This window comes from Kribbella lupini, from assembly GCF_039529595.1.
GTDB lineage: Bacteria > Actinomycetota > Actinomycetes > Propionibacteriales > Kribbellaceae > Kribbella > Kribbella lupini.
Genome location: NZ_BAAANC010000002.1, coordinates 208,788 through 229,195, shown reverse-complemented (window position 1 = coordinate 229,195; position 20,408 = coordinate 208,788). Strand labels below are relative to the sequence as shown.

The following is a 20,408-nucleotide window of genomic DNA, read 5'->3' as shown; positions in this document are numbered from 1 at the left end:
CCGACAGCATCGAAGGGACTGCGATGGAACCGAGGATCGAGACCGACCGCCTGGTGATCGGGCCCTGGCGCGACACCGACGCGCCGGAAGCCCTGGCGATCTACGGCGACGAGGAGGTGACCCGCTGGCTGACCCCGGAGATGCACCGCGTTCCGGACGAGGCGGCCATGCGCGCGGTCCTGCGGCAGTGGCAGGCCGACGACGTGAAACCGGTCAGCCACTGGGCTGTCCGCGAGCGCGACGCGCAGCGTCTGGTCGGCGGCGTCGCACTGCTGCGGCTGGCGCCGTGGGAGGACATCGAGATCGGCTGGCAGCTCGCCCGGACGGCGTGGGGCCAGGGCTACGCGGCGGAGGCCGGTGAGGCGGTGGCGCGCTGGTCGATGCACCACGCCAACGTCGACGAGTTGTTCGCCCTGGTCGGCGCGTCGAACGAGCGCGCGGCGGCGACGGCGCGACGGATCGGCATGGAGTGGATCGGCGAGACCGAGGAGTACCACCACCGACGCCTGGAGCTGTACCGGCTGCGGCACGACGACCTGGCGTACTGCGCGACCTGCGAGGAGGACTGATCAGCCCCGGCGCGGGGTGACCGATCCCGGACAGGTTCGTTGACGTGGTCGGGCCGGCGCGATGGGGTGGAGGCACGAGCACCGTGGGCGACTGGGAAGGCCGACGCGATGGCGACCGTGGACGACGTACGACGCCGGTTCCGGAATCCGCCGGCGGAGGGCCGGCCGATGATGCGGTGGTGGTGGTTCGGCCCGTCGGTCGAGCGGACCGAGCTCGAGCGGCAGTTGCGCGCGATGGCCGCGGCCGGGCTCGGCGGGGTCGAGGTCGCCTTCGTGTACCCGATGGGTCCGGTGACCGCGCGGTTCGGCTCGGACGAGCTCCTCAAGGATCTGGGGTTCGCGGCGCGGACCGCGCGTGACCTCGGGCTGCGGTTCGACCTCACGCTCGGCAGCGGCTGGTCGTACGGCGGTGGGCACATCGGGCCGGAGCACGCCGCGCGGGGGCTGAGCTGGGACCGGCGCGAGATCGGCGCTTCGTCGTACGACGTCCCGGTGGTCGAGGCCTGGCCCGGTGACGAGATCGTCGCCGCGTTCGTCGGCGACGGCGCCGCGCCGTCGGCGTACGAGGAGCTCGCGATCGCCGACGGGGTGATCCACGTGCCGGCGGGCAAGGGGCCGCGGGAGGTGCTGATCGCCACCTCGCGACTGACCGGGCAGAACGTGAAGCGGGCCGCGGCGGGTGCCGAGGGGCCGGTGCTCGATCACTACTCGGCGGCCGCGGCGGAGAAGCACATCGCGTCGGTCGCCGAGCCGTTTCTGCTGGCCGCCGGGCCGGAGCTGGTCGGGTCGGTGTTCTGCGACAGCCTGGAGGTGTACGGCGCCGACTGGACGCCGGGTCTGCTGGAGGAGTTCGCGGCCCGGCGGGAGTACTCGTTGCGGCCGCGGCTCTACGAACTGCTGGTCGACACGGCCGGATCGGCGCAGGTGCGGATCGACTTTCAGCGAACGCTGGCGGAGCTGTACGAGCAGAACCTCGTCGCGGTGTTCCAGCGGTGGGCGGCCGGGCACGGGATGCCGTTCCGGATCCAGAGCTACGGCGAACCGGGCGCCACGGTGAGCAGCTATCGGTTCGCCGACCTGTACGAGGGCGAGGGGTGGGGATGGACGCGCGTGCCCGAGACGCGGTGGGCGGCGTCGGCGGCCGCGGCGTACGGGCAGCAGGTCGTGTCGGCCGAGGTGTGGACGTGGGTGCACTCGCCGTCGTTCCGGGCGACGCCGCTGGACCTCAAGGGTGAGGCGCACGAGCACTTCCTGTCGGGCGTGAACCAGCTGATCGGGCACGGCTGGCCGTACTCACCGTCGGATGCACCGGGGGTGGGCTGGATCTTCTACGCCGCCGGGGCGTTGGACGATCGCAATCCTTGGTGGCCGGTCGCGCCGGAGTTGTTCGGGTCGTTGCACCGGCTGTCGTGGCTGTTGCAGCAGGGGACGCCGGTGCGGGAGATCAAGGTGTACGTGCCTGCGTCCGACGTGTACGTCGCGGCGCGAGGGTCGGTGAACCTGTATCGGGCGGCTCGGGACGTGATCGGGGAGGAGATTCCGCGGGCGATTCGTGAGTCGGGGCTGGACTTCGACCTGGTGGACGACGATGCGGTCGACGTGCTGGAGCCGGGCGGGCTGGTCGTCGTACCGGAGGGTGCGATGGTGCCGGCGCGGACTCGGGAATGGCTCGAGGCGGGTGAGGTGGTGAATCTGGAGCAGCTTGTCGAGCGGTTGCCGGAGCCTGTGGAGCAGGACATCGGGATCGTGCATCGGCGGCTCGACGACGGGGACGTGTACTTCGTCGCGAACACCGGCAACCAGGTGCGCAGCTTTCGCTTCGAAGTCTCGGACGCCTTCGAGCGTTGGGATGCCGCTACGGGCGCGACGACGGTGGTCGATTCCGAGGTGACGCTGCATCCGTACGAGTCGGTGGTCCTGGTGCCGGTCGACCGAGTGCCTGAGCCTTCGGTCGAGGCTGAGGTCGTAGGCCCGGTCGCAGGCCCGTGGCGGGTGGACTTCGGCGACGGCGCGGAGCCGGTCGGCCTGCCGGATCGGTGGGAGGACCTGCGGCCGACGTACTCGGGATCGGCGACCTACCTGACGGAGATCGAGCTCTCCGAGGCCGCGCGGACCTTCCTCGACTTCGGTCCGGGGGAGAAGGCGGACGCCGAGGAGTACCTTCCGTCGAACTCGTTCCACGCCCGGCTGGTCCCGCCGGTCGGGGTCGCCGCCGAGGTCTGGGTGAACGACGTCCGGTGCGGGAGCGTGTGGGCGCCGCCGTACCGGGTGGACGTGACCGAGGCTGCTCGACCCGGCCGCAACACCTTGCGGATCGTCGTCCACAACACGGGCGCGAACGCGCTGGCCGGTGATCAGCACCTCGCGCCGCTGGTGGAGTCCGTCACGGCGGCGCATGGCAATCGCTTCGAACTGCAGGACATCGAGCACGCGGCCGACTTCCTGCACTCCGGTCTGCTCAGCTCGCCCGTGGTCCTTCAGGTGCCTGCGGCAGACGGACCTGAACCGGGGGCTGTGGCGGAGTAGCCGGCCGGTTCAGGTCCGGGGGGTCAGTTCCACCAGTAGAAGTGGTAGCCGCCACCGCGGTAGTAGATCTTGCTGACGATGTAGTTCTTCACGAAGCCGTAGTCGAACCACTGCAGGTGGCACTTGTCGAAGTCGTAGCCGCACGAGACCTCGCCTTCGGCCTGGACGCCGGTCGGCTGCGCGTTCGCCACCGTCGTCCCGCCGAACATCGCGACCGCCGCCATGCTCGCCACTGCCACCATCCTTGCCATGCGTCTCATCGGGACCTCCGCCTTCCCTTGCCGTGCGCAACATCGTTACGCCTTGTCATAAGGCCAGTACCCGCAGTAGTCGACGTTAATCAAACGTTTCTCGGTCCCGTTCCAGTTGTCACAGGTCGGAGGGTTGTCCTGTCTGAGCTGCCGACGGATCACCGATTCCTGGGAGACAGCCGTGACCGAGTACGACGGATTTCCCGCACCGGAGCACGGACTGCTGGTGACGCACTTCCTGACCGTGCGCGACGTCGGTGTCTCGCGGGAGTTCTATGCGAACGTCTTCGGCGGCGAGATCGTGCTCGCGGAGAACCCGGCGACGGTGAAGGTCGCCAACACCTGGATCGTCATGAATCCGGGCGGAGGCCCCACTCCGGACAAGCCGGACGTCGTACTGACCGCCCCCGAACCCGGCGACCCGGTGTCGGCGTTCCTCAACGTCCGCGTGGCCGACATCCACGCGTTCCACGCGCAGGCCCGCGCCCAATGCGCCCGGTTTCTCACCGAGCCCCAAGACCGCGGCGCCGAGCTGCGCTGCTACCTGCGCGATCCCGATGGGTACCTCATCGAGATCGGGCAGACCACAGGACTCCTGCACGGCATCACCGCACGGCCGCAGTGAAGGAGTGGTGTCGGGGCGTCTGAATTTCTACCGCGTGAGTTGTTCGCACAGCCAGCGGACGGCCAGCGGGTAGCGGTACTCGATGCCGGCGTGGGTGCCCTCGAAGAGCTCGAAGTGGAGTTCCGGGCCGCCGAGCGCTTGGGCTGCGCGGTGGAAGGCGGTGGCGCCCAGGTCCAGGTGGTACTCGTCCTGTTTGCCGGCGTCGATCCACACCGCGCGGAGCGAGCGCAGGGCCTCGGCGTACTGGGGTTGCTTCAGCATCGCGACCGGGTCCATCGCGAGCCAGCGGTCCCAGATCTCCGGGACGATCTCGCCGAGGTCGTCGAAGGGGAGCAGGACCGTGCCGTCCGGTTCGGCCGAGTACGCCGACGCGTAGCCGTAGATCTCCAGCAGGACGAGATCCTGGTGCGTCATCTGGCCGGCGCGCTTCTCGGCGTCGGCGAAGAAGGCCGCGTACGAGCCGTCGTACCGGTCGCGCAGCTGCTTGGCGCGGACCGGGAACTCGGGCCGGTAGCAGACCTCGAACGCCGCATCGCCGGCGTGCGTCGCCAGCGCGCCGAAGACGTCGGGCCGGAGCAACGGCGTCACCATCGCCGCGTACCCGCCGCTCGACTTCCCGGTGATCGCCCGGTGGTCGCGGTCGGCGATGGTCCGGTACGTCGCGTCCACCCACGGCACGATCTCGTCGCACAGGTAGGAGTGGTACTGCCCGGTCCCCGGCGAGTCCAGGTACTGCGAGCCGCCGTACTTCGTCCACGCGTCGACGAACACGACGATCGCCGGCGGCACGTCGCCGGTCGCGAACATCGCGTCCAGCAACTCCGGATAGGGCTGCCGGAACGGCGTCCGGTTGAACCACATGCCCAGGTGCCCGGTGTACCCCATCGCCACGTAGATGCTGGGATAACGCTGATCACCCGACTCGTACCCCGGCGGCAGGTACACGAGCACCGGCCGCACGTGCGGATCGCCCAGCGGATTGCCCCGCAGCAGCTCACTCTCGAACTGCGACTCCACGAACCGGCCGGCCAACTCAGCACGCCACGGCAACATACGGTGTCCTCCTAGGATCAAAGGGAATGCAGGGCTACTCCCGCCAACCGGTCAGGTCGACGGACTTGCCGGTGTCGACGCGGAAGCCGAGCTTGACCGCGACCTCGGCGTCCGGCGCGAGCTCGAGCTTCCAGGTGACGACGCCGAGGTCGGTGGTTTCCGCGGGCTCGGGCGACGTGGTGATCGGCTTGACCGCGATCTCGTGGTCACGGGCGACCGGGAGCTGGTCGAGGACGGTGACCCGGGCCGTGCGGGGCGTGTGGTTCTCGACGCGGGTCTCGTACTCGACCTCGCGCCGCCGGGTCGAGCCGAGCGTCGCCTTGCTCGCCGTACGACGGACGAGCTTGCGCTCGACGCGGATCCGGTCGTCCAGGCCCAGGGCGAGCTCGACGTCCTCGCCGGGAGCCCACAACGGCAGCGCGGTCGAGCCGACGAAGTCCGCCTCGTGGAAGACCGCGGCGCGTCCGGCGGGCAGCGTGTGCTCCGAGGAGTTCACGACCGTGGCGCGCAGGTGGACGTCGGGCGACCGGACCGGCGCGGTCACGTAGTCGAGTTCGGTGTCGAGCTCGACGGACGCGATCGTCGCCCGGTGCGAAGCGCCGTCGGCCGGGACGGCGACCGGTCGTGGCGGCGTGTAGGTCGCGGCCGTGACGCCTTGTTCGACGGTCGCGGAGACGTCCGCGAAGGCAGGAGCCGCGGCAAGGCTTTCAGCAGCGCCGTACGAAGCCTGCCGGGCCATGGGACGAGGAGCGGCACCTGGCGCGGCAGCCGCGACCGGCACCGGCGGGTGATAGCGGTCGAGGTACCAGGGATCGAGCTCAGGCACCTTCGCACTCACCATCGGCCGAGCCGTCGACAGTGTCAGCTCGCACTCGGGCCAGTCCTCACCCGTGTGCTGCGTGATCAGCCCGTACCAGCTCAACGTCAACCGATCGCCGGACAGCCGTACGTCGTACGAGCTGCTCCAGCCGGCGCCGGGCACGACGTACGACAGCTCGATCTCCACCTCTGCCTCGGACTCCAGCGCCAGCCCGACCGCGGCCGACCGCCGATCAGGAGCCCGCTGCTCCGCCACCGCGGCAAGCCGGCGGTCAGCAGCGGCCAGCCGCTCTTCCGCCTCGTGGCGCTGCTTCGCCAGCTCCCGCCGCTTCGAACGTACGGCGGACAGCCGCCCCGCCAGCGACTCGGTGAACTCACCCAGCTCGACCCCGGAGTCACCGCTCGCCAGGGTCCGCGCGAAGGTCCCTCCGGCCCGTCGGCCCAACTGCGCGAGGAAGGCGTCGAGCTGAACCTGCACCTCGTCGGCATCGGCCAGCTCCTCGACCTCGGCCAGCGCCTCGCGGCGTTGGCGCTCGAGCGCGGCCACGGTCTCGTCCGGCGCCTGCGGATGATGCCGCATCGCCACGTCCACCCCGAGCACCGTCGCCGGTCCGCGCCCGGAGACCCGAACGGAGTCCTCCTGCAGACCCAGCGGCAACGCCTCGACGTACACCGTCCGGTCACCGGCGGGCACGGTGATCCGGCCGCGCCGGGTGACCCGGGCGCGGTCGGGATACACGACGACGGCCACGATCGGGGCGTCCACCACGAGTTCGCTCATGGCCCCGACAGTAGCCGCCGGAAGGCCTTCTCTGCCGTGCGTCGTCCACAGGCCACGAAGGGCCGGACCCCCGTAGGGTCCGGCCCCAGCGCGTTAGTTGACGACGATCCTGTCGACCTCGATCGTGAGGCCCTTGACGAGCGGGGTCGAGGTCCCGGTCGTGACCGACCCGGTGCCCTTCTGCACGCCCTTGACGTTCATCGAGTAGGTCATCGAACCGCCCGGCGCTCCCGGCGTCGACGTGATCCGGTAGTCCCCGGTCGGCGGACCGGCGATCTGGCTGCCGGCCGTTCCCTCGAGGTTCTCGGCGCCGACCGTCAGGCCGTAGCCGGCCGGTGGGTCACCGAGCGCACCGTTGTAGGCGTAGGTGATGTCCTCGGCGCCGTTGACGCCGATCCACTGCTGGAACACCTTCAGCGTGGAGGTGCCGAACAGGTTCACCCGCCACTCCAGCACGATCCAGGTGGCCACCCCGTCGGTCAGGGTGGTCGCGTAGACGCCCGGGGCAGCGGTCCCGTCCAGGTCGGTCCAGTACGACGCGAGCACGTTGTTCGGCCGGGCCGGATCGGGCAGGGACTGCGGGGCGAACTGGACGTCGTCACTTGTCGACGTACCGCCGGCGACCGAGTACCCGTTCGAGGTCACGCCGATCCGGTTGTACGTCTGGCCGGCGTACTGGAAGGCCGGGACGTTGAAGTTCAGCGCCTGCTCGTCCCCGATCGGGGTGGGGGCCACGCCGAACGCGTCGAGTGGCAGGTAGCCGAACAACTCACCCGGTGCGATCACCGGCCGGTCGGGCTGGCGCCCGGCCAGCGTCGCGGTCTTGGTCGCGAGCTGGCCGCCGACCTGGGTGGCGCCGGTGACGCTGTTCAGCCGGAGCTGCGAGCTCAGCGTGCTCGCCGCCGTCACCGAGGTGGTCTGCAGGCTGTTGTTCTGCACGGTGACCGTGCACGTCGACGCCCCGGTGTTGCGGGCGATGGTCGACGGCGTACAGGTCTGGTCGACCGGTACGACGCCTTCCTGGCGGAAGAACGCGACCGGCAGGTGCAGGGCCCGGTTGCCGCCGATCTGCTTGAGGTTGACCTGACCGAAGTACTGACCGTCGGGCAGTGCGGGCGCCGTGACGGCGATGGTCAGCTTCTGCGTCTTGCCGGGCTTCACCTGGAACACCGGCGGCAGCACGCTGACGTTCGCCCCGCTGACCGTCGTACCGGTGGCGCTGAAGGTGAGCGTCTGGTTGGTGACGTTCTTGACCGTCCGCTCGGCGGTGATCAGGCCCGGCATGGTCGGCGCGTTGACCGACGGCAGGTTGAGGTCGATCCGGTTCAGCGAGTCGGTCGCCGCGGCCGCGTAGTTGGCCGCCGTCTCGTCCAGCGTCAGACCGGGGTCGCCGGCCTTGGTGAGGTCGATCCGGCCGCTGCCGTAGTCGAACGGGTCGGCCTGGGTGACCCGGTCCGGCTTCTTGACCGTGGTCTTGGCGGTCGTGGCGAGGGCGGACTTGATCTGTCCCGCGGTCCACGTCGGGTGCAGCGCGGCGACGAGGGCGCCGGCGCCGGCCACGTGCGGCGACGACATCGACGTACCGGCGATCGCCTGGAACAGGTTCCCGGGCGGCCCCTCGGAGGCGGACTCCGGCGTCGGCGTCTGTCCGGCCAGGATGTGCAGGCCGGGCGCGGTCACGTCGGGCTTGAGGAAGTCACCACCGGGACCACGCGACGAGAACGACGTCATCACGTCGCCCTGCCAGGTGGTCTTGGTGCCTTGCGTGAAGGACGCGTTGGTGGTCGCCGGGTGGGCCGCGACGAAGGCCAGCAGCGCGTCGGCGTCGGGCTTCTCCAGCTGCGCGGTCGGCAGCCAGTGGTTGTCGCTGAACACGTCGGACGGCGAGGTGGTGTTGTACATCAGCATGCCGGCCGCGCCGCCCTGCTTGACGTTGAACCCCTTCAGCACGCGACCCGGGGTGAACTCACAGGCGACGATCTTGTTGACGAAGAGACCCGGGGGCGCCGGCGCGGTGCAGGCCGCGTTGTTGTACGGCGGCGCGGACGCGAGCACGACCCGCGTCGGCGTGCTGACACCGGCCGTGATCGAGATGCCCGAGATCGACGCGGTCGCGCCGTCGCCGGTCAGCGTGATCGCCGAGCGGAAGGTCCGGCTCTGCGTCGACGCCGCCACCGTGGTGACCCACGGGCTTCGGTGGTCGGTGGTGTTCGCGCCCGGACCGGAGTTGCCGGCCGAGGCGGCGACGAAGACGCCCGCGGCGTACGCGTCGAGGAAGGCCAGCTCGACCGGGTCGCTGTACGGGTCGCTGCCGCCGGAGATCGAGAAGTTGATCACCTTGACGCCGTCCAGGACGGCCCGTCCGACGGCCGCGGCCGAGTCGCTCGGGAAGCAGCCTTCGGCGCCGCAGACCTTGTACACCGACACGGCTGCCGCCGGGGCGATCCCGAGGATCGGGCCGCGGGAGATGCCCAGCGGGTTGGCGTTCGCGACCGGCCCGCCCGCCGACGTCGTGGCGGTGTGCGTGCCGTGCCCGTTGGAGTCCCGCGCGCTGTCGGGGTACACGTCCCCACCGATCACCGCGTTGTAGGTGTCGAGGAACGGCCGGCCGCCGATCAGCTTGCGGTTGCAGGTGTAAACGTCAGGCGCCGGCGTCAGCGGGTTGTCGCCGAAGTCGCACACGCGGGCCGTGCCGTCGACGGTCGGCGGTGGCACCGGCAGCGTGCCGGGGTCGGCGAACGACGGGTGCTCGGGCCAGGCGCCGCTGTCCAGGATGCCGACGACGACGCCCTTGCCCGCGTTCGCGGAGCCGCCGAGCTGGTTGTAGATCGTCGGGGCGCCGATGAACGCGCCGCTGGAGTCGGTGAGCAGCTGTTGCGGGTTGTCCTGCTGGACCGCGGCCACGCCGGGCAGCTTGAGCAGGTCGCGCGCCTTGTTCGCCTCGACGCTCAGCGCGATCCCGCCGTACACGGTCTGCAGCTTCTGGCCGGCCCGCGCGCTCGGGACCCGGTCCCGCAGCGCGGCGAGGAAGGTGTCCTCGAGCCCCGCCACGTGCTTCAGGTACTTGGCCGCGTTCGCGCTCTTCGGCTCGAGGCGCTTGCCGGTGACCGCCGGACTGGTGCCGGGCAGACCCTTGAGTCCACCGCGGTACGACGACAGCGAGTCGTAGTCGAGCTTGACGACGACCCGGACCTGCTTGGCCGAGGTGCTGTTGATCAGGGCCGGGTCGCTCTTGGCGAGCTGACCGCTCGGCGACTTGGCGCCGTTGACCGTGTCGGCGACCGCCAGGGGCGTCGCCGTCCAGGTCTTGGGACCGGTGGGGGACGGGTCGGCCGCCGCCGCGCCCAAGGCGGGCAGGGTGGCGGCGATCAGCAGGCCGGCGGACAGACCGGCGATGGCAGTACGTCGGGTCGTGCGGGTCCGGGCTCTGGACCTCATGAGGGCCTCCTGTGAAGGCAGCAGACGCCGACAACCTTCAGAAGGCCAGGCATGGGACGTCGGGCAGCGCCGTACGACGCTGCAGACCCTTCAGTCCTGTGACCGAACCCCCCCCGGGTTCCGGCGTACCGGCAGACACCCCCGCGGCACCCGCCTGAGGTGAGGCTAAGCCCACAACCTCGTCCTCGGCCAGACCTCGCACCCCACGGCGACTGACTCAAGCGTTTGCCGTCGACAACCTCTTGCCCGAGGCCCGGATCAGTCGCAGGTGTCGCAGATCCCGTTGGCCGGCGTCTGCAGGTTGCACTTCGGGCACTTGTTGATCGGCCGCTCGGCGATCGCCGCCTTGCGCGCCCGGCCGCGCGCCGCGCTCAGCTTCGACGGGATCATCGGGCTGCCGCCGTCGGCCGGCAGCCCGGCCGCCTCGAAGTGGCGGTAGACGTTGAGCCGCTCGTGCGAGGCGTGCACGTCGGCGTCGGGGGGAGTGGTCCCGGTCGCGGCGCCCACGATCGCGGCGTACCCGTCGAACACGCTCTCGTCGGGGTTCACGCACAGCGCCGACAGCATCGGCTCGCCACGCCGCAGGCTCTCGGCCGAGACCTCGGCCAGCACGCCGCCCATCCACTGCCGGGTCGGCTGCTTGGTCCGGATCCCCGTCAGCTCCTGGACGCCGGCCGCGACGTCCTTGTGCTGCACCAGGCCCTGGTACTTGCCGGCCGCTGCCAGCAACATCTCCCGGGCAGCTCCCGCCCACTCGGTCCGGGCGACGGCGATCCCGACGTCGGACACCTCCCGCCAAGTGCGTTCCTCGACGTCGGTCAGTTCGTGATCGGGCGCGGCAACATCAAAACTGGACACCCGGCAGACCTTAACCGCCGTACCGCCAACCCACGAAACCCGCCGCCTGAGCTGGTGGGTCAGGAGTTGGGCTCGTGCGGCCCGAAGGTGACCTCGATCGTCTCGGCGGCCTTGTGCCGCTGAGCCTTGGCGTACATCGCGTAGGCGCGGTGGTCGGCCGGGGTCAGGTCCGCGGTGGAGTCGTTGAACAGGGCCAGCAGCGAGCGCGGGTAGAGCCGGTGCGCGATCACCGAGTTCAGCTCGGCGCCGACGACGGCGATCGTGGAGGCGGCGTAGATGAGCCCGATCAGGCCCAGGGTCAGCGCGAACACGCCGTTCACCTCGCTCGCCTTGGCCAGGACGTGCTCGACGTAGATCCCACCCAGCCGCTCGAGCAGGTGCCAGCCGAGAGCCGTGAAGAACGCTCCCGGCAGAATCTTCCGGAACGGCGGCCGAGGCCTGATCCCGGGCCGCAGGCACAGCGTCAGCAGCGCGGTCAGGACCAGCACCGAGCCGACGGAGACCAGCCACCCCATGCCGTCCGCGACCTTGCTGGACATCGACATCTGGCTACCGGCCAGCACGGTCAGCGTGGCGAAGCTGAGCACGGTCAGTCCCGCCAGCGACAGCAGCGCGCCCGAGCGCAGCCGTCCGTGAAACGGATTGGGCCGGCCGTTGCGCGGGACTCCCCAGGTCACGTTGACCGCGTTCTGCACGGCCTGCCCGAGGCCGATCACGCCGTACACGGCGGCCAGCGTGCCCACGATCACGGCCGCCGTACTGCCCTGCAGACCCTGCGGCGTCGCCAGCTGGGTCCCGACGATCGGGAACTCCTTGAGCGCCGACTCCAGCACGGCCTTCTGCAGTTCCTCGTTGCCCTGGAGCACGAACCCGAGCACCGACGACGAGATCAGCAGCAGTGGGAAGATCGCCACGAACGCGTAGTACGTGACGATCACCGCGAGGTAGCTGCCCTGGTCGTCGAAGAACTTGTAGATCACGCCCAGCGGGAATCCCAGGACCCGACGCCGCCGCTGCACAGCGTCCACCCGCTGCCCGAAGGTACCCACGCCCCTACCGTACGGTCCCTGTGCTTCGATCGTGCGCAGGTGCCCAGGAGAGGAGTCGGCGGTGAAGGTGTTCTTGTCCACGGACATGGAGGGGACGACAGGGGTCGTCGACTGGGGTCAGGTGCGGGGGCCGGCCGTGGAGTACGAGTACTACCGCCGGCTGCTGCAGGCGGAGGTCAACGCCGCGATCGACGGCGCGCTGGCGGCCGGTGCGACCGAGCTCGTGGTCAACGACTCCCACTCGACGATGCAGAACCTGCGCCCGGACGAGCTGCACGGCCGCGCGAGCTACCTGTCCGGGCGCCACAAGCCGCTGTACATGATGGAGGGGCTCGACGACTCCTTCGACGCGGCGATGTTCGTCTCGTACCACGGGTCGGCGGGCGCCACGTCGTCGGTGCTGCACCACACGTACAACCCGAAGGCGATCGCCGAGGTCCGCCTCAACGGCGTGGTCGCGGGCGAGGCGGGCGTCAACGCGCTCGCGGCGCTGGCGCACGGGGTTCCCGTCGTACTGATCTCGGGGGACCGGGTGACGATCGACGAGGCGCTGCCGTTCTGCCCGGGCATCGAAGGCGTCGTCGTGAAGGAGTCGGTCTCGCACAACGCGGCGCTGACCGTGCACCCAGAGCTGGCTCAGGAGCGGATCCGGGACGGCGCCGAGAGTGCGCTGCGCCGCTTGGGCGACTTCCAGCTGCCGACCATCGAGCAGCCGGCCGAGCTCACCGTCCGGTACCACAACCGTGCGCTGGCGGACCTGGCCTGCGCGCTGCGCGGCGTCGAGCAGGTGGACGAGAAAGTCGTTGCCCTGCGCAATGACGATCCGCTGCAACTCTTCCGGACGTTCATCGCCGCGGTCCTGCTGAGCCGAGGAGTCAGCGAGTAGTCACCACGACCAGCCGCGGGCGGCCAGCTCCTGCTCCTCGAGCCAGCGCTTGTCCTCGCCGCGCTCCGGACCGTCCTTCTCCGGTACGCCGGCCAGGCGGCACGCCTCGTCGAGCAGCGCGTCGTAGGCCGCCTCGACGGCCATCAACCGGTGCGCTCGCGCGTAGATCCGCGGCGCGGTCTCGATCCGCCGGATCTCGGTGGCCAGGTGGCCGAGCCGGGTCTGCAACCACAACGTGTCGAACGGATCAGCGACCGCGACAGGGTGCCGGCGGAACCGGTCCGCCAGCTGTCCCAGCGACGTCCGCAGCCTCTCCATCGCTCTCACTCCCTGCTCCGAGATTACGACGAGCAGGTCACCGAGGGCGAGGGCCCGGTGCAGTAGTGTTTTCGGTCTTATGGCCACCACCCGCGTACGCCGTCCCCGCCCCGCCGACATGACCGTCCCCGTCGGCGCCCGCAGCGTGTTCACCGACGGCGCCTGCTCGGTCAATCCCGGCCCGGGCGGCTGGGCCTGGGCCCTGTCGAGGACCGAGTTCGCCTCCGGCCACGAGGCCGTCTCCACGAACCAGCGGATGGAGATCCGCGCCGCGCTCGAGGCCGCGAGGGCGAACGAGGGCCCGCTGCTGATCGTCTCCGACTCGACGTACGTCGTGAACTGCTTCCGCGACCGCTGGCACACCGGCTGGCTCGAGCGCGGCTGGCTCACGTCGGCCCGCAAGCCGGTCGCCAACCGCGACCTGTGGGAGCCCTTGGTCGACCTGGTGGCCACCCGCGGCGACATCGCGTTCCAGTGGGTCAAGGGCCACTCCGGCCACGAGATGAACGACTTCGTCGACAGCCTGGCCGTCGCCGCCTGCTTCCCGCAGCGCTGATCCTCACGGCCGGCGAACGGGCAGGCGGACCTGCAACGTCGTGTCACCGGGCGCCGACGTGATCGCGATGGAGCCGTTGTGGCGTTCGACGACGATCCGGCGGGCGATGTCCAGGCCGAGGCCGGTGCCTTTGCCGACGTCCTTGGTGGTGTAGAAGGCCTCGAAGGCGCGGGCGGCGACCTCCGGGGGCATGCCCTCGCCGGTGTCGGCGATCTCGACGACGATCTCGTGGCCCTCGGCGCGGGTCCGGACGCGCAGGGTGCCGGATCCGTTCATCGCGTCGACGGCGTTGTCGATCAGGTTGGTCCAGACCTGGTTGAGCTCACCGGTGTACGCCTCGATCCGCGGCAGGTCGCCGTACTCGCGCACCACCTCGATCCCGTCGCGGAGCTTGTGGCCGAGCATCACCAGGGTGTTCTCGAGTCCCTGGGTCACGTCGGTGGGCTGCAGCGACGCCCGGTCCATCTGCGAGTACGACCTGACGGCCGCGACCAGGTCGGAGATCCGCCGGGTCGACTCCCGCACCTCGGACAGCAACGTGGTCGCGGCGAACGTGCTCGCCACCCAGTCCAGGCCGGGCTCGAGGTTGTCCTCGTCCAGTACGGCGGCCGCGCGCTCGCACCAGGCGACGTCGACCCCGGCCGCGGCCAGCGGCTGCGCGATCACCCAGTCCCGCTCGACCCCGTGGCGCCCGAGCCAGGTGGCCACGGCGTTCTCCTGGTCCGCGACGTCGAGCGGATCGAGGCTGATCGCGGCCGGCTGGATCTCGCGGCGGAGCTTGTCGAGGGCGGTCAGCTGCGAGGCCGAGATCTCTCCCTGGGCCAGCCGGTCCAGCGAGGAGATCAGCGTCTGGCAGACCCCCTCGAGCGCGCCCGCGGCCCGCGTCGCGGCCGCCGCGGGATTGTTGATCTCGTGGGCAAGACCCGCGGCGAGGGTGCCGAGCGTCACCAGGGACTGGCGTTGCCGCGCGGTGGCCTCGATGGATCGCGCGGTTCCGTAGACCCCGTTGATCAGGTGGCCACCCAAGGGGAACCAGGCGTCGGTGAGCGTCCGCAGCACCGCGGCCGGCACCCGTAGTACGCGGCCTTCCTGCACACCACGCCCCGACGCGAGATAGACGCCCCGCTCGTCCCAGGCCCTGAACCCGCCGGCCCAGCGACCCGGCACGTCCATCCGGCCCACGACCGTGTCCTCCCGGCCGACGTGCCTCGACAGGTCGATCGCGCCGTCGACCAGCACCCACCAGAAGTCCGCGTGCTCGCCCTCGGTGAACAGCTTGACGCCAGGCTCGATCGGTACCTCGGCACCGCCCTCGAGCAGTTCCGTGAGTTGCCCGTCGCTCAGCCCGGCGAAGAGGCTGAGCCCTTTGATGTCGCCGACGTCCACGGCTCACACCGTGGCCAGATAGCGGTGCACGAGATAGACGGACATGGCGCCCTCGCCGACGGCGGAGGCGACCCGCTTCATCGAGTCGAGCCGTACGTCGCCGGCCGCGAACACGCCGGGCACGCTCGACTCGAGCACGAAGGGGGCCCTCGGCAACCGCCACCCCTGGTCGTGGGCGAGCAGTTCCTGGCCGGTGACCACGAAACCCTTGGCGTCCCGGACGACGTCAGGGCCCAGCCACTCGGTGCGCGGCGAGGCGCCCACGAAGACGAACAACCAGCTCGTCGGCAGCTCCTCGGTGCGGCCCGTGTTTCGGTCGGCGATGGTGACGGCCTCCAGGTGACCGTTGCCACGACAGGCCGCCACCTCGCTGCGGCACCGCACGCGGATGTTCGGCGTGGACGCGATCTTGTCGATCAGGTACCGCGACATCGTGGCTTCCAGCGAGGAGCCCCGGACGATCAGGACGACGTTCCGCGCGTAGCGCGCCAGGTTGAGCGCGGCCTGACCCGCCGAGTTGGCCCCGCCGACGAGATAGACGTCGTCGCCCTCGCACTGGCTCGCGTCGCTCGCGCTCACGCCGTAGTACACGCCGCAGCTGGTGAGCTCCGCGAGCCCGGGCGCTTCCAGCCGGCGGTACGAAACCCCGGTCGCCACGATCACCGCGCGGGCCTCGATCTCGCCCGCGCCCTCGACCAGGACGGCATGGACCGGACCCCTGGTCTCGAAGCCGGTCACCGAGCGGGCCAGCACCATCTCCGCGCCGAACCGCGACACCTGCGCGACCGCCCGCTGGGCCAGGTCCGAGCCGGTCAGTCCTCTGGGGAACCCGAGGTAGTTCTCGATCGCCGCGCTCTGCCCGGCCTGCCCACCCGGCGCCTCGCGCTCGACGATCACCGTGCTCAGTCCTTCGGACGCCGCGTACACCGCGGCCGCCAGGCCCGCGGGACCGCCGCCGACGATGCACACGTCGTACAGGGGTTGCTGGGCGGTGGTTCGCAGGCCCAGGGCTCCCGCGAGATCGAGCGTCGACGGCCTGCGCAGGGTGTCGCCGTCGGGGATCAGGACCAGCGGCAGGTCCGGCGCTTCCGCCTCGGCGAGCTGCGTCAGTCTGCGGGCTTCGGTGTCGCGCTCGACGTCGTACCAGCGGTAGGGGACGTAGTTGCGGGCCAGGAACGTCTTGATCTCGTGACTGCGGTCGGACCACCGGTTGCCGATGACCCGTACGTCGGACGTGTGATCGGGGTTGGCCTGCCGCCAGTCGTCGAGCAGGCCCTCGATCACCGGGTACAACCGCTCCTCGGGCGGGTCCCACGGCTTGAGCAGGTAGTAGTCGAGGCCGATGTCGTTGATCGCCTTGATCGCGACGTCGGTGTCGGCGTACGCGGTGAGTAGCAGGTACTTCGCGCCGGGTGCGTGCACCCGCGCCCGCTCGAGCATCTCGATGCCGGTCATCTCCGGCATCCGCTGGTCAGCGGCGATCAGCGCGACCGGTTGGTTGCGCAGCGCAAGCTTCGCCAGCACCGCAAGGGCTTGCGCGCCCGACCCGGCGCGCACGATCAGGTAGTCGTCGCCGTACCGGTTCCGCAGGTCTCGCGAGATCGCCGCCGACACCATGGGATCGTCGTCGACGGTCAGGATCGTGGGTTTGCTCATCTGGTCTTCCCCCCGAGGCCAGCGTAAGCACGACAACGCCCGCCCGGCCAGATCCCAGCCCCGCCGAGCCTTCCGCGGCCGAAGCTGTTGTCCGAGGCTCCCAACCGCGGGCCGGAGGTCAGTCCCGGCCGAGGATGCCTTGTTCGTAGCCCTTCGCGACCGCCGCGGCGCGGTCGGTCACGCCGAGCTTGGTGAACAGGTGGCTGAGGTGCGTCTTCACCGTCGCCTCGCTGATGAACAGCTCGCGGGCGATCTCGCGGTTGGAGGTGCCCTTGGCAACCAACGCGAGCACCTCGCGTTCCCGAGCGGCGAGCGCGTTGGCCGGCGTACGGACTGCTGAGACGAGGCGGGAAGCCACGGCGGGGGAGAGGACCGTACGACCGGCCGCCGCCTCGCGGACACCGGTGAACAACTCCGGCCCCGGCGCGTCCTTGAGCAGGTAGCCGGTCGCGCCGGCCTCGATCGCCGGCAGGGTGTCGGAGTCGGAGTCCCAGGTGGTGAGGACCAGGATCTTCGCGCGGGCGCCGCGGCGGGTCAGCTCGGTGATGGCGTCGAGCCCGCTGCCTCCGGGCATCCGCAGGTCCATCAGGATCACGTCCGGGTCGAGCTCGGTGGCCAGTGCGACCGCCTCGACCCCGTTGGACGCCTCGGCGAGCACGATGAAGCCGGGGACCGACTCGAACAGGCCGCGAAGCCCGTTGCGGACAACGGGATGGTCGTCGACGAGGAGGAGGGAGATCTCAGCCATGGGGCACCAACGGTACGCGCGCCGACAGCGCCGTACCGGCCCCTGCTTCGGACTCGACGGTGAGCGAACCGGCGATCCGTTCGGCGCGGGCCCGCATGCCGTCGAGGCCGAAGCCGCCGGTGCTGCTGCGCTCGGTTCTGATCAGCGGGTCGAAACCCTTGCCGTCGTCGCGGATGTCCAAGGTGACCTCGTCGTCGATGAAGCTGAGGGTGACGCCGACGCGCTCGGCCGAGGCGTGCTTGGCCACGTTCGCGAGGGCCTCCTGGGTGATCCGGAGCAGCGTCGCCGAGACCTCCTGATGGAGCTGCTGCGCCGTACCGGTGAGGGTGAAGTCGGCCCGTACGGCGGTGCGCTCGGCCCACTGGTCGACGGTCTTGCGCAGCGCGACCGGGAGCCCGTCGTACGAGAGATCGACCGGGGCGAGGTTCTGCACCGAGCGCCGGGCCTCGCTCAGGCTGTGCCGGGCCAGCTCGGTCGCGCGGCCGACGCGCTCCTGCACGACCGGTTCGTCGGAGATGTTCGCGACGACCTGCAGCTGCGCGATGATGCCGGTCAGACCCTGCGCGATCGTGTCGTGGATCTCCGCGGCCATCCGCCGGCGCTCGTCGGCGATCCCGGCCTCCCTGGCCTGGACCAGGAGCTGCGCCTGCAGGGCGGCGTTCTCGTCCTGGGCCCGCTCGAGCTCGACGATCGTCGCCGCCCGGGCCCGCGACCGCTCGTCCTCCTGCTCGGAGAAGTGCACGACCGTCGTCAGCAGCACGTTGTTGGCCACCAGGAGCCCGGCGAACACGACCCACTTCAGCGAGTCGCCGACCGGGATCCCGCTGCTCTGCGCGGCGGCGACCGGGACGGAGCAGGCGAACAAGGCGAACTGCTTCCAGCGCCGGTTGGCGATCTGCTCGTTGGTGTCGAAGTAGCCGGCGACGGCGTAGAACGCGAACAACCCGTTCAGCAACGTCAGCACGAAGCCGAGGGCCAGTCTTGTGGCGTAGTACGCCGCCGAGATGCGATTTGGGCCTGGACGGTTGGTCCTGGTCCACCACACCTCGAGCGCAAGCGCCATTGCGACCAGTACGCCGGCCAGGATCCGGTCGTCGGTGTCCGGCATGATCAGCCCGGCCGTGGCGGTGGACAGCACCGTGCCGATGCAGAGCAGCCCGTACGGCAGCCACTCGCGGAAAACCTCCTGCCGGCGCTCGATGTCGGTGTCCACGCGCCTAGTCTCCTACTCCCACCGGAACCAGCGCGCTGCCGCGGCGGTCAGTACGACGGCCCACGCGGTCATGACTCCGAGGTGCGACCAGTCCGGCCACTGGCCGGTCGACGCCTGATCAAGCGCACTCGCCGCCGCGCCGAACGGCGTCAGTACGACGATGTGCGCCATCAGGTCCGGCATCGACCGCACCGGGATCCAGAGCCCGGCGCAGAACAGGCTGGGGAAGAACACGACCGAGCCGATGGCGCCCGCCATCTTCGCCGTCTTCGCAAGCGCTGACACGAGGGCGCCCAGGGCCAACGCCGCAGCCGCCGTCAGCAGCAACGCCAGCACGTATCCGGCGGCCTGGCGCGGTAGCGCGACGTTGAGGACAGCCCGCCCGATCGTCAGGCAGAGCAGCGCCGAGAGGATCGCGGCCGCGCCGTTCAACCCCATCTGCGCACCCAGCAACGCTCCCGGCCGAACCGGCGTCAGCGACATCCGCCGCAGGATCCCACGCTCGCGGTACCCGGTGATCACCGGCGGCATCGTCTGCACGCCGGCCATGATCAGCGCGACCAGAACGAGTACCGGCACGTAGACGTCGATCAGCCGAAGCCCGCCAAGGTCCGGGCTGCTCTGACGAAACGACGGTACGGCGCCCAGAATCCCCAACAACAGCGAGGGAAACGCGATCACCCAGAACAACGCTCCCGGCTCCCGCCGGAACAGTCGGGCCTCAGCTTTGAGGACAGCGGTTGTACTCATTTCGCAGCTCCCGTCAGGTCGAGGAACGCATCGTCGAGCGTCGCATCAGTCACCCGAAGCTGCAGCGCCGTAATCCGCTGCCGAGCCAGCAACGACAGCACGGCGGTCACCGTCTCGTCGGTGCCCCTGAGCGTGATCCGCCCCTCTTGCTCCTCCACCGACACCAGCTGCGGCACCCCTTCGAGGTCCACCGGAGCCGACGGCGTGAACGACATGACGGTGGCCCCCGCCGTCCGGCTGATCAGCCCCCGCGGCGTGTCCAGCGCGGTGATCCGCCCCTTGTCGATCACCGCGATCCGATCGCACAACCGCTGCGCTTCCTCCATGAAATGCGTGACCAGCAGAACGGTGACGCCCTGCCTCCGGATGTCCTCAACGATCTCCCAGGTCTCCCGCCGAGCCCGCGGATCCAGCCCCGTCGTCAGCTCGTCGAGCACCACCACCCGAGGATTCCCCACCAGCGCCAGCGCAATGAACAACCGCTGCTTCTGCCCGCCACTCAACTGCCCGAACCGCCGGTCCAGGTGTTCGTTGAGCCCCAACCGCTCAGCCAGCACCCTCCAGTCAGCCGGCCGCGGGTAGAAGGCGGCGTACAACTCCAACGCCTCCCGAACCGTGAGCTTCCCCTGCAACTCACTCTCCTGCAGCTGAGCCCCGAGCAGTTGACTCACCTCCGCGCGATCCGCCACCGGATCAAGCCCAGCGACCCTGACCTTCCCGCCGTCCGGAACCCGCAGCCCCTCGACACACTCCACGGTCGTCGTCTTCCCCGCCCCGTTCGGCCCCAAGATCCCGAAGATCTCCCCTTCCTCGACCCCGAAGGAAACCCCGTCCACCACGGTGCGATCGCCGTACGACTTCCGTAACCCACTCACCTCGACAACAGCCATACGAAAACCCTCGCGGAAGGCACACCCACCCCACAT

The 20,408-nt window shown here is 70.2% G+C and carries 18 protein-coding genes; 5 read left to right on the top strand and 13 right to left on the bottom strand.

Annotation, left to right across the window (positions count from 1 at the left end; translation table 11 throughout):
* Positions 1–23 precede the first annotated feature (23 nt).
* Both ABD235_RS14270 and ABD235_RS14265 read left to right on the top strand, forming a co-directional pair.
* Positions 24–569, top strand: a complete 546-nt coding sequence (locus ABD235_RS14270; protein ID WP_344174208.1) for a GNAT family N-acetyltransferase — start codon at positions 24–26, stop codon at positions 567–569.
* 108 nt (positions 570–677) lie between these two features.
* A complete protein-coding gene (locus tag ABD235_RS14265; RefSeq protein ID WP_344174206.1) occupies positions 678–3,095 on the top strand; it encodes a glycosyl hydrolase in 2,418 nt (805 codons plus the stop codon).
* A gap of 23 nt (positions 3,096–3,118) precedes the next feature.
* On the opposite strand, the gene ABD235_RS14260 is transcribed toward ABD235_RS14265, so the two are convergent.
* On the bottom strand, positions 3,119–3,355 hold the full coding sequence (locus tag ABD235_RS14260; protein WP_344174204.1) for a hypothetical protein: 237 nt from the start codon (positions 3,353–3,355) through the stop codon (positions 3,119–3,121).
* Between the two features lie 172 nt (positions 3,356–3,527).
* Here ABD235_RS14260 and ABD235_RS14255 point away from each other — a divergent pair, with 172 nt between their 5' ends.
* On the top strand, positions 3,528–3,971 hold the full coding sequence (locus tag ABD235_RS14255; protein WP_344174202.1) for a VOC family protein: 444 nt from the start codon (positions 3,528–3,530) through the stop codon (positions 3,969–3,971).
* A 27-nt stretch (positions 3,972–3,998) separates the two neighbouring features.
* Here ABD235_RS14255 and ABD235_RS14250 read toward each other — a convergent pair whose 3' ends face one another.
* From ABD235_RS14250 to ABD235_RS14230, 5 genes are all read right to left on the bottom strand, one after another.
* Complete coding sequence (locus tag ABD235_RS14250; RefSeq protein ID WP_344174200.1) at positions 3,999–5,024, bottom strand: alpha/beta hydrolase; 1,026 nt, start codon at positions 5,022–5,024, stop codon at positions 3,999–4,001.
* A gap of 34 nt (positions 5,025–5,058) precedes the next feature.
* Positions 5,059–6,624, bottom strand: a complete 1,566-nt coding sequence (locus ABD235_RS14245) for a DUF4139 domain-containing protein (RefSeq protein ID WP_344174198.1) — start codon at positions 6,622–6,624, stop codon at positions 5,059–5,061.
* Positions 6,625–6,717: 93 nt separating this feature from the next.
* A complete protein-coding gene (locus tag ABD235_RS14240; RefSeq protein WP_344174196.1) occupies positions 6,718–10,062 on the bottom strand; it encodes a S8 family serine peptidase in 3,345 nt (1,114 codons plus the stop codon).
* 258 nt (positions 10,063–10,320) lie between these two features.
* Complete coding sequence (locus tag ABD235_RS14235) at positions 10,321–10,920, bottom strand: hypothetical protein (RefSeq protein WP_344174194.1); 600 nt, start codon at positions 10,918–10,920, stop codon at positions 10,321–10,323.
* A gap of 59 nt (positions 10,921–10,979) precedes the next feature.
* Entirely contained in the window at positions 10,980–11,969 is a 990-nt protein-coding gene (locus tag ABD235_RS14230; RefSeq protein ID WP_344174192.1) for a YihY/virulence factor BrkB family protein, read from the bottom strand.
* Between the two features lie 61 nt (positions 11,970–12,030).
* Here ABD235_RS14230 and ABD235_RS14225 point away from each other — a divergent pair, with 61 nt between their 5' ends.
* On the top strand, positions 12,031–12,855 hold the full coding sequence (locus tag ABD235_RS14225) for a M55 family metallopeptidase (RefSeq protein ID WP_344174190.1): 825 nt from the start codon (positions 12,031–12,033) through the stop codon (positions 12,853–12,855).
* On the opposite strand, the gene ABD235_RS14220 is transcribed toward ABD235_RS14225, so the two are convergent.
* Entirely contained in the window at positions 12,856–13,173 is a 318-nt protein-coding gene (locus ABD235_RS14220) for a hypothetical protein (protein ID WP_344174188.1), read from the bottom strand. It abuts the gene before it with no gap.
* Positions 13,174–13,252: 79 nt separating this feature from the next.
* Here ABD235_RS14220 and ABD235_RS14215 point away from each other — a divergent pair, with 79 nt between their 5' ends.
* Positions 13,253–13,729 carry a ribonuclease H family protein gene (locus ABD235_RS14215; protein ID WP_344174186.1) on the top strand — a complete coding sequence of 159 codons (477 nt, stop codon included), beginning with the start codon at positions 13,253–13,255 and terminating at the stop codon, positions 13,727–13,729.
* Between the two features lie 3 nt (positions 13,730–13,732).
* Here the strand turns inward: ABD235_RS14215 and ABD235_RS14210 are convergent, their stop codons facing one another.
* The 6 genes from ABD235_RS14210 to ABD235_RS14185 all read right to left on the bottom strand — a co-directional run bounded on the left by ABD235_RS14210 (position 13,733) and on the right by ABD235_RS14185 (position 20,372).
* Positions 13,733–15,115, bottom strand: coding sequence for a sensor histidine kinase (locus tag ABD235_RS14210; protein WP_344174184.1), 1,383 nt, complete (start codon positions 15,113–15,115; stop codon positions 13,733–13,735).
* A gap of 3 nt (positions 15,116–15,118) precedes the next feature.
* Positions 15,119–16,771, bottom strand: coding sequence for an NAD(P)/FAD-dependent oxidoreductase (locus ABD235_RS14205; RefSeq protein ID WP_344174181.1), 1,653 nt, complete (start codon positions 16,769–16,771; stop codon positions 15,119–15,121).
* 118 nt (positions 16,772–16,889) lie between these two features.
* The gene (locus ABD235_RS14200) at positions 16,890–17,519 is read right to left on the bottom strand and encodes a response regulator (protein ID WP_344174179.1); all 630 of its coding nucleotides are present in this window, start codon (positions 17,517–17,519) and stop codon (positions 16,890–16,892) included.
* A complete protein-coding gene (locus tag ABD235_RS14195) occupies positions 17,512–18,732 on the bottom strand; it encodes a sensor histidine kinase (RefSeq protein WP_344174177.1) in 1,221 nt (406 codons plus the stop codon). Before ABD235_RS14195 ends, ABD235_RS14200 begins: the two co-directional genes overlap by 8 nt.
* A 12-nt stretch (positions 18,733–18,744) precedes the next feature.
* Positions 18,745–19,482: an ABC transporter permease gene (locus ABD235_RS14190; RefSeq protein ID WP_344174175.1), complete on the bottom strand. Its 738-nt coding sequence runs from the start codon at positions 19,480–19,482 to the stop codon at positions 18,745–18,747.
* Positions 19,479–20,372: an ABC transporter ATP-binding protein gene (locus ABD235_RS14185; RefSeq protein WP_344174173.1), complete on the bottom strand. Its 894-nt coding sequence runs from the start codon at positions 20,370–20,372 to the stop codon at positions 19,479–19,481. Before ABD235_RS14185 ends, ABD235_RS14190 begins: the two co-directional genes overlap by 4 nt.
* Positions 20,373–20,408: the final 36 nt, after the last annotated feature.

Coding starts and splice junctions, on each gene's coding strand:
- ABD235_RS14260 (WP_344174204.1), bottom strand. CDS start 3,355: ATGAGACGCATGGCAAGGATGGTGGCAGTGGCGAGCATGGCGGCGGTC.
- ABD235_RS14265 (WP_344174206.1), top strand. CDS start 678: ATGGCGACCGTGGACGACGTACGACGCCGGTTCCGGAATCCGCCGGCG.
- ABD235_RS14270 (WP_344174208.1), top strand. CDS start 24: ATGGAACCGAGGATCGAGACCGACCGCCTGGTGATCGGGCCCTGGCGC.
- ABD235_RS14205 (WP_344174181.1), bottom strand. CDS start 16,771: ATGAGCAAACCCACGATCCTGACCGTCGACGACGATCCCATGGTGTCG.
- ABD235_RS14220 (WP_344174188.1), bottom strand. CDS start 13,173: ATGGAGAGGCTGCGGACGTCGCTGGGACAGCTGGCGGACCGGTTCCGC.
- ABD235_RS14250 (WP_344174200.1), bottom strand. CDS start 5,024: ATGTTGCCGTGGCGTGCTGAGTTGGCCGGCCGGTTCGTGGAGTCGCAG.
- ABD235_RS14185 (WP_344174173.1), bottom strand. CDS start 20,372: ATGGCTGTTGTCGAGGTGAGTGGGTTACGGAAGTCGTACGGCGATCGC.
- ABD235_RS14215 (WP_344174186.1), top strand. CDS start 13,253: ATGGCCACCACCCGCGTACGCCGTCCCCGCCCCGCCGACATGACCGTC.
- ABD235_RS14240 (WP_344174196.1), bottom strand. CDS start 10,062: ATGAGGTCCAGAGCCCGGACCCGCACGACCCGACGTACTGCCATCGCC.
- ABD235_RS14200 (WP_344174179.1), bottom strand. CDS start 17,519: ATGGCTGAGATCTCCCTCCTCCTCGTCGACGACCATCCCGTTGTCCGC.
- ABD235_RS14190 (WP_344174175.1), bottom strand. CDS start 19,482: ATGAGTACAACCGCTGTCCTCAAAGCTGAGGCCCGACTGTTCCGGCGG.
- ABD235_RS14245 (WP_344174198.1), bottom strand. CDS start 6,624: ATGAGCGAACTCGTGGTGGACGCCCCGATCGTGGCCGTCGTCGTGTAT.